General features: G+C 62.6%; 12 protein-coding genes. 4 read left to right on the top strand and 8 right to left on the bottom strand.

The annotated features are described in order from the left end of the window. The first annotated feature begins 317 nt into the window (after nt 1–317). Entirely contained in the window at nt 318–719 is a 402-nt protein-coding gene (locus ENZ75_RS14695) for a type II toxin-antitoxin system HicB family antitoxin (protein ID WP_063167711.1), read from the top strand. Nucleotides 720–806: 87 nt separating this feature from the next. Here the strand turns inward: ENZ75_RS14695 and ENZ75_RS14690 are convergent, their stop codons facing one another. After that, complete coding sequence (locus tag ENZ75_RS14690) at nt 807–1,442, bottom strand: TetR/AcrR family transcriptional regulator (RefSeq protein WP_013532391.1); 636 nt, start codon at nt 1,440–1,442, stop codon at nt 807–809. A 97-nt stretch (nt 1,443–1,539) separates the two neighbouring features. On the opposite strand from ENZ75_RS14690, the gene ENZ75_RS14685 reads away from it, so the two are divergent. The 3 genes from ENZ75_RS14685 to ENZ75_RS14675 are packed head-to-tail and all read left to right on the top strand — an operon-like array spanning nt 1,540 to nt 3,434. Continuing rightward, complete coding sequence (locus ENZ75_RS14685) at nt 1,540–2,550, top strand: NAD(P)-dependent alcohol dehydrogenase (protein WP_063167710.1); 1,011 nt, start codon at nt 1,540–1,542, stop codon at nt 2,548–2,550. 34 nt (nt 2,551–2,584) lie between these two features. After that, entirely contained in the window at nt 2,585–3,031 is a 447-nt protein-coding gene (locus ENZ75_RS14680; protein WP_013532393.1) for an OsmC family protein, read from the top strand. 16 nt (nt 3,032–3,047) lie between these two features. Next, nucleotides 3,048–3,434: a nuclear transport factor 2 family protein gene (locus ENZ75_RS14675; RefSeq protein WP_013532394.1), complete on the top strand. Its 387-nt coding sequence runs from the start codon at nt 3,048–3,050 to the stop codon at nt 3,432–3,434. A 95-nt stretch (nt 3,435–3,529) separates the two neighbouring features. Here ENZ75_RS14675 and ENZ75_RS14670 read toward each other — a convergent pair whose 3' ends face one another. The 7 genes from ENZ75_RS14670 to ENZ75_RS14640 all read right to left on the bottom strand — a co-directional run bounded on the left by ENZ75_RS14670 (nt 3,530) and on the right by ENZ75_RS14640 (nt 7,052). Then, nucleotides 3,530–4,141, bottom strand: a complete 612-nt coding sequence (locus ENZ75_RS14670) for a LysE family translocator (protein ID WP_013532395.1) — start codon at nt 4,139–4,141, stop codon at nt 3,530–3,532. Between the two features lie 81 nt (nt 4,142–4,222). Continuing rightward, nucleotides 4,223–4,543 (bottom strand): YkgJ family cysteine cluster protein, encoded by a 321-nt coding sequence (locus ENZ75_RS14665; protein WP_032809400.1) that lies wholly within the window; start codon nt 4,541–4,543, stop codon nt 4,223–4,225. 55 nt (nt 4,544–4,598) lie between these two features. Then, the gene (locus ENZ75_RS14660) at nt 4,599–4,766 is read right to left on the bottom strand and encodes a hypothetical protein (protein ID WP_013532397.1); all 168 of its coding nucleotides are present in this window, start codon (nt 4,764–4,766) and stop codon (nt 4,599–4,601) included. A 1-nt stretch (nt 4,767) separates the two neighbouring features. Further along, nucleotides 4,768–5,175, bottom strand: coding sequence for a hypothetical protein (locus tag ENZ75_RS14655; protein WP_013532398.1), 408 nt, complete (start codon nt 5,173–5,175; stop codon nt 4,768–4,770). Beyond that, a complete protein-coding gene (locus ENZ75_RS14650) occupies nt 5,175–5,402 on the bottom strand; it encodes a hypothetical protein (protein ID WP_013532399.1) in 228 nt (75 codons plus the stop codon). The genes ENZ75_RS14655 and ENZ75_RS14650 overlap by 1 nt, the downstream gene beginning before the upstream one ends. A gap of 359 nt (nt 5,403–5,761) precedes the next feature. Beyond that, nucleotides 5,762–5,971, bottom strand: a complete 210-nt coding sequence (locus ENZ75_RS14645; RefSeq protein ID WP_010915421.1) for a cold-shock protein — start codon at nt 5,969–5,971, stop codon at nt 5,762–5,764. Between the two features lie 427 nt (nt 5,972–6,398). Beyond that, complete coding sequence (locus tag ENZ75_RS14640) at nt 6,399–7,052, bottom strand: glutathione S-transferase family protein (protein ID WP_063167709.1); 654 nt, start codon at nt 7,050–7,052, stop codon at nt 6,399–6,401. Nucleotides 7,053–7,287: the final 235 nt, after the last annotated feature.

The following is a 7,287-nucleotide window of genomic DNA, read 5'->3' as shown; positions in this document are numbered from 1 at the left end:
CCTGCTGGTCACCACCGAAGCCATGATCGCGGAGGCTCCGAAGAAGGAGTCGGCTGGCGGCGGCATGCCTGGCGGCATGGGCGGCGGCGGCATGGGCGGCATGGGCGGCATGGATTTCTAATCCAGCCAACCTGGCTAAGCTTACGGAAAGGGCGGCAGCGATGCCGCCCTTTTTCGTTCTTTTAGGACGCGTCAGAACGGGTGTTGGCTGTCGTCTACAGGTCGCGTTACAATTCCACATCCGCGTAAGGGATATACCGACAGGAACCGTCCGCTTTGTTGAAGCAGGCGGGCCTCCTGAACCAAAAGTGAGAAGCTTGCGTTACATTGCCTTCATCCACAAAGACCCGGACAGCATCTACGGTGTGAGCTTCCCCGACATGCCTGGCTGCATCTCGGCCGGAGTTACGATCGACGAAGCCGTACGCAACGGCGTAGAGGCGCTGTCGGGCCATGTCCGGATGCTGGAAGGGGATGGCGATCCAGTTCCGCCGCCGCGCGACTTCGATGCCATCATGAGCGATCCCGAACTGGCGGAGGATCGCGACGGCGCCATGACGACTGTCATTCCGTTGATCCGTGATCGCGGATCAACGACGCGGATCAACGTATCTTCCGATCTGGGCCTGCTCGAAGCTATCGATGCGACGGCGCGTGAACGTGGACAGACACGCTCGGCCTTCCTTGCTTCAGCTGCTCGCAAAGACATTGTGGATTAGCTGCGCAAAAAGCCCACTGCCTTCGGCTGCATGGCTGGAATACGCTGGGTCTTTGCCGCGTTGACCACATCAGGCGCGGTCGCAACGTTAGGTCCCCGGTGAGGATATCCCGACCGCGGAAATCGCCGCGTCGCGATTGCGGCCTGCTCCATCAAGCACCGCGGCTTCGATCAACGCCGCCACCTCATCGGCCACGGCCTGTACCGGGGCGCGGTCGCTTGTGGCGCGGGCGATCACCATCAGCCCTTCCAGTGACGATTCGACCAGCAGTGCCAATGCATGCGCGCGGCGCGCGGGCACCCCTGCCCTGACGAAGGCGTCCCGCAGCAGGCCTATCCACTGTTCGAAGGCCGAGCGGCACAACTCCGCCAGTTCCGGCACGTCGGTGGGCGAGTCCAGCACGACAGGCGCGATCGGACAGCCGAGTGAAAACTGGTTGTCTTCCAGCATGCGCCCCACCGACTGGTAGATATGATGGACGGCTACCGCCGGATCCTTTTCGGCGGCCAGCGCTTCGCCCAGCCTCTCCGTCACGTCGGCAACGCTGGCGCGCGTCACCTCGATGACCAATTGGTCCTTGCCGCCGGGAAAATGAAAATACAGCGAGCCCCGCGGTGCGCCGCTGGCGCTCAATATGTCGTTGAGCGAGGTGCCGTGATAGCCGCGCTGCCTGAGCAGCAGCCCAGTCGTCTCGAGTATGCGGGTGCGGGTGTCGTTGGCCATGTCAACCTCTGTCAGGAGAGATCATTATAGGCCTTGCGCAAAATATGACAATCGGTCTACATAATATGTAGATCAGTCTATATATTTGAGGTTCGAAATGCGCAGCTATCGCCTTGAAGGGACCGGCGGAATCGAAAGCCTGGTGCTGCGGGACGAGGCGCGACCGGAGCCGGGAGCGCACGAGATCGTGGTGCGCATTCGCGCCACCTCGCTCAACCGGCGCGACACGATGATCCTCAACGGCGCCTATCCGCTGACGCCGCGCCAGGGCGTCGTGCCGCTGAGCGACGGGGCTGGTGAGATTGTAGCCGTCGGCGCTGCCGTCACCCGCTTTGCCGTCGGCGACCGTGTCACCGGCAGCTATTTCGCGCGCTGGATCGACGGCCGCATCCATGCCGGGCTCGTCGACCAGCTCGGCTGCACGCTGGACGGCATGCTGGCGGAATATGCGGTTCTCGACGAACAATGGGCGGTGCGGCTGCCCGATCATCTCGACTGGCAAGAGGCCGCAACGCTGACCTGCGCCGGCCTGACCGCCTGGAATGCGGTGACGGGCGCCGGAATTCCGAAGCCCGGCCAATGGGTTCTGGTCATCGGCTCGGGCGGCGTCTCCCTCTTTGCATTGCAGTTCGGCAAGCTGCTCGGCTGCCATGTCGCCGCCGTCACCTCGCGCGGCGAGAAAGCCGACAGGCTGCGGGCGCTGGGCGCCGACCTGGTGATTTCGACATCGGATATGCCGCAATGGGGCGCGGCCGTCCGCGACCAGACCGGCGGCATCGATCTCGTCGTCGAGACCGGTGGCCCGGCGACCTTCACGCAGTCGCTGATCGCCAGCACGCTTTACGGGCACATCGTGCTCTTGACGCTGCAGGATGCGAAAGGCGGATCGATCCAGCTGCCGGCGGCACTCTACCAGCGCAGCCTCGCCACCATCAGCCGCCTGTTCGTCGGCAGCCGGACCAATCTCGAAGCCATGCTGCGCGCCGTCTCGCAGCACCGCCTGCGGCCCGTCATCGACAAGGTCTTCGCCTTTACCGAGGCCGGCGATGCCTATCGCTATTTCCAGCAGGGCGACGTCTTCGGGAAGGTGATCATCGACGGCGCCTGACCCATCGAGTCCTCAAACCCAAGGGAGAACGACCATGACAATTCGTGAAGCCTCGGCCAAATGGCAAGGGACGTTGAAGGAAGGTTCGGGCCGGTTGCGGCTCGGCAGCGGCGTCTTCGAAGGCGCCTATTCCTTCCCGTCGCGTTTCGAGAACGGGCCGGGCACCAACCCGGAAGAACTGATCGCCGCGGCGCATGCAGGCTGCTTCTCGATGGCGCTGAGCGCCATACTGGGCAACGCCAATTATGTCCCGACAAGCATCAGCACCGTCGCCAAGGTGCATCTTGGCGCAACCGCTGCCGGTCCGACGATCACCCGCATCGAACTCGAAACCGAGGCAGAGGTCGCGGGACTTGCCGAAGATGAATTCGAGCGCCTTACACAGTCCGCCAAGGCGGGCTGCCTCGTCTCGCGGGCCCTTGGCGGCGTGTCTCAGATCACCCTCAAGGCAACGCTCGTCGAAGCCACCAAAGGTCAATGAAGCCAGGAGAAAGAAGATGACACAGGAGATTGTCATGGACGCAAACGCGTACGATCTGTCCCAGAAGACCGCCGAGATCATGCGGCGCTACAACGACGTATTCCAACGCCATGATCCTTCGGCACTCGCCGAGCTGGTGGCCGAGGATTGCGTGATCGAGAACACCGTGCCGGCGCCGGACGGCGCTCGCCATGCCGGCAAGGAAGCGTGCGTCGGGCTTTGGACGGCGATCGCGACCCAGGCCGGCACGCGCTTCGATATCGAGGAAACCTTCGTTGCCGGTGACCGGGCAACGATCCGCTGGCGCTATTTCATGACCGACGGCAATTCGCTGCGCGGCGTCAACCTCATGCGTGTGGCCGATGGGCGGATCGTCGAAGCGATGGGCTATGTGAAGGGGTAGCGCGCCCCGAGCAATGCCCCGAAAGCGCATAACCGCTTTTCGCCCGGAATAGCGCAACAAAGGAGAGCGGATCAGCGAGACTGAACCGCTCCCCGCTACCGATCGGCCAGCGCCAGCTTTGCGCCGAGCATGACGAAGGCGCCGGCGAAGGTCCGGCGCATCCAGGTCAACACCATTGGCCGCGAGACGACATGGCTGCGGATCGAGGCTGCGAAGATGCCGTAGCCGACGAAAACCACGAATGTCAAAAGCATGAAGACGGAACTCAGTTCCAGCATTTTCGACAGCGCATTGGGCTCGGTGGTGCTGACGAACTGCGGCAGGAAGGCGAAGAAGAAGATCGACAGTTTCGGATTGAGCACGTTGACGAGGATACCGGTGGCAATCACCTTGCCGGCCGAGCGCGGCGTCACATCCTGCTCGACGCTGAGGCCGCCCTTTTCCTTCAGCGTGTTCCAGGCCATGTAGAGCAGGTAGGCGACGCCGAGATATTTCAGCGTCTCGAAGGCGAGCGCACTGGTGTGCAGCAGCGCCGCCAGGCCAGTGATGGCGGCGGCCATGTGCGGGATGATGCCGAGCGTGCAGCCGAAGGCGGCGATGACGCTGGCCCGCGCACCGCGCGAGAGGCCGGCGCTCAGCGTGTAGAGAACGCCGGTGCCGGGCGAAGCCACGACAATCAGGGACGTCAACAGAAATTCGATGCTCACGATGGTTCCTCCGCCACCCTACCAAGCCAGGAAGGTACCGGGCTGCGGGTCGGCGCACAAGCGGAGGCGACGGGAGATTGGCTACACCGGTAATCCGAGCGCCTGGCGTGCCATCAGACACTCCTCGTCGCCGGGCATGCAGGCGCGACAGACGTCCGGCCGCACGTCGTAGATGCCGCAAGCGGTCGACTTGCCGATCTCGCCGGACAGCGCCGAGCAGCGCACGCCCTCGCAACGCATGCCTGACAGGTCGGATGCGACATATTTTTCCGGGATACGGTCGAGCTGTGCGTCATCCTCGGTGGAAAAGCGCGGCCACTCGGCCGAATAGGAACAGCAGGCACCGCAGCTTTGGCAATCGAAGGTGCCCTGTTGCGACGACAAAACGCTTGCGGCGGCCACCAGGGCGGACAGCCCTGGCGCGGCGGGGTTGTGATCGGCGTCTTGCGGCAAGGCGCTATTTCTTCTTGGCCGTCTTGCCCTTCGGCGAATCCGCCGGCGACTTGAACAGGTCGGTCGCGGCCTCGGTGGCGTCGCCGGCTTTCGGCGCGGCAACCGGCTTCGCCGGTTTTGCCGCAGCACCCGAGGCTGCCGGCTGATCCTTGGAGGAGAATTTTATGGCCATGTCAGTCCTCGTCGGCGAAGCGCGATGATGGGGCGCGCGGATTGCGCAGGCGGCCGATCAGCGCCGAAACGGCCGTGATGTTCATTTCCTCGGGCGACCAGTTTTTCACCGCCTCGATGTGATGGGCTGCCAGCTCGCGATGCGTGCTGCCGCTGTAGGCGGCGTCCTGATACGTCACCCGCTCATGGGTCTTGGCGTCTTCGCGGACATACTCGATCAGGTAGTTCGGGCATTCGGCGCGGCCGCGCACGCCGACGCGAACCTGGGCATCACCGTGGGCACGCTTGCAGCGCTCGAGCTTTTCCAGCACACGCCGGACGAATTCGACCGGCTTGTCGAGGCCTTCGACCATATCGGCAATGGTTGCGTCGGCGGCGATCGGTGTTGGCGGTACGCGTTTGGTGGCCATCAGCGTCGTCCGGCCCGCTTCGGCAAAGCGGCTAGCGCGGCGGCGGCGGCCATCTCGTCGGCCTCCTTCTCCAGGCGCAATTCGCGCAGACGCGCGGTCTTGGCTTCGCGTGCCTCACTGACGGCGTCGCGCTCGGAATTGATGCGGTTGAGCGACATCGACTGGGTTTGCGTCTTGCTGAACAGGGACACGGCCTGATCGACGGTTGTCTTTGAACTGGTGGTCAAATCTTTCTCCTGTCAGGAGCCTGTGCCGATGGAGCGAGACCGGGTCTTCGGTCAGGATCACGCACAAAGCAATACGCGCGGCGAATTCAAATTGCTGGAGCGTCCCTTAGCACGTCCAGGCCGGCGCGCAGCGCACTTTCGGCGGCAAGGCGCGGAAAATGAAAAAGGCCAGGCACCGCCTGACCTTCCATGAGAGCGTCGCGCAACCAGATGACATCCAAAAGGATGCACCGCACGGGAACGCCCTGCTTATGCACATGATATGCCGTGGAAACTCAGGTCTCCGCGGCCATGCGCCCGAATTCGCCACTCACCGGTGCCAGTACATCCGTGGTCACCGGGAGAGCAGAATTCGTTTTTCAGGCCGCCTTCAACTGGTCGGCGGACATCTTGCCCGACTTGTTGTCGCGGACCATCTCGTAGCCGAGCTTCTGGCCCTCGACGATGTCACGCATGCCGGCGCGCTCTACGGCCGAGATGTGGACAAAAACGTCGGCCGAGCCGTCGTCAGGCTGAATAAAACCAAAACCTTTGGTGGCGTTGAACCATTTAACTGTGCCGGTGCTCATGACGAACCCTTTCCATGGCAAATATTCGTTCGACGCCATGCGGATGCACAACGTCGTTTGTCCCGATTTTTGATGTGGGAAGTTCGTCAAAGGCGCGCTCGAAAGCGCGGATAACAAAAGTCAGTCAAACAAATATCGACGATTTGCTTGTAGGCTTCTTTTGGCGCGCTGTCAAATTTGCATAAAGCCACAGATGCGGATTTCTCCCAAAACGCCAGGCCAAACCAGCTGGCATGACGGCAAACCGGGCGCCAAACAGCGCGCTTGCGCCAAGTTGAAAAAATTTTCTGGCATCCAGGAACCATCCGCGCAAAGGCGCATTTATGCCTTGTCGTCAGCAGTTCGTGAGAGCAATCGAAAGAACGGTTGATGGCAAAGACGCCCCCCGCACGATAAAAGGCGCGAGGGGCGTTTTCGTTGGATCCGGCTATTCGTCCGGGCCGGGTTCCGGCCACCTCTCCTTGGCCGCCTCGGCATACCAGTGCCGCATCGCCGGCGTTGCCAGCACGGCGTCGAGATAGGCGCGCGTATCCGGCGCCAGCGTGCCGCCATAGGTGTCGAAACGGGTGACGACAGGCGCATACATGGCGTCGGCCGCGGTGAAATGGCCAAACAGGAACGGGCCGCCCCTGCCGTATTTTTCCCGGCACTCGCGCCACAGCGCCTCGATACGGGCGCGTTGCGCCTCGCCCTCGGCGTCGAGCGGCTTGTGGCCCTTCGGCCGGCGCAAATTCATCGGCCAGCCATAGCGGACCTCGCGAAAGCCGGAATGCATCTCGCTCGCGGCCGAACGCGCCAGCGCGCGGGCGTCGATATCGGCCGGCCAGAGCTTTTTCTCGGGAAACAGGTCGGCGAGATATTCAAGGATAGCAAGGGTTTCCCAGACGATCTTGCCATTGTGATTCAGCACCGGCACCTGACCGGTCGGCGACACTTTCGCCAGATTGGCAAAGGTTTCAGGTGTGCGCAGCCGCACGAAACCTTCCTCGAACGGGATCTCCAGATGCCTCATCGCCAGCCATGGCCGCAACGACCATGAGGAGAAACACTTGTTGCCGATGTAGAGCGTGAATTCAGCCATTTTTCTCCCCGCATGCACGGCCATCCAAATTCCATGGTCGACGCGTGTTCGCAGCCTAGCCCACCAGCCTTGCCCCAGGGCGGCGGCCGCGCGACCTGATCTGCCGTCCGGGCGACGCCTGGAACCTAACCGACGCCGGCTCGTTAGCTACCGCAAATGAATTCCTCCGAATTCAGAACCCCAGGAGATGCGCAAAAAATGGTGAACAAGGATCAGGTTGCGGGCGTGGCCAAGC

Origin of the sequence: Mesorhizobium sp. M7A.F.Ca.CA.002.04.1.1 (genome assembly GCF_004022805.1) — a bacterium.
In the GTDB taxonomy this organism is placed as follows: domain Bacteria; phylum Pseudomonadota; class Alphaproteobacteria; order Rhizobiales; family Rhizobiaceae; genus Mesorhizobium; species Mesorhizobium ciceri.
The sequence above is the reverse complement of the archived record's forward strand: the minus strand, read 5'-3'. Positions and strand labels throughout refer to the sequence as shown.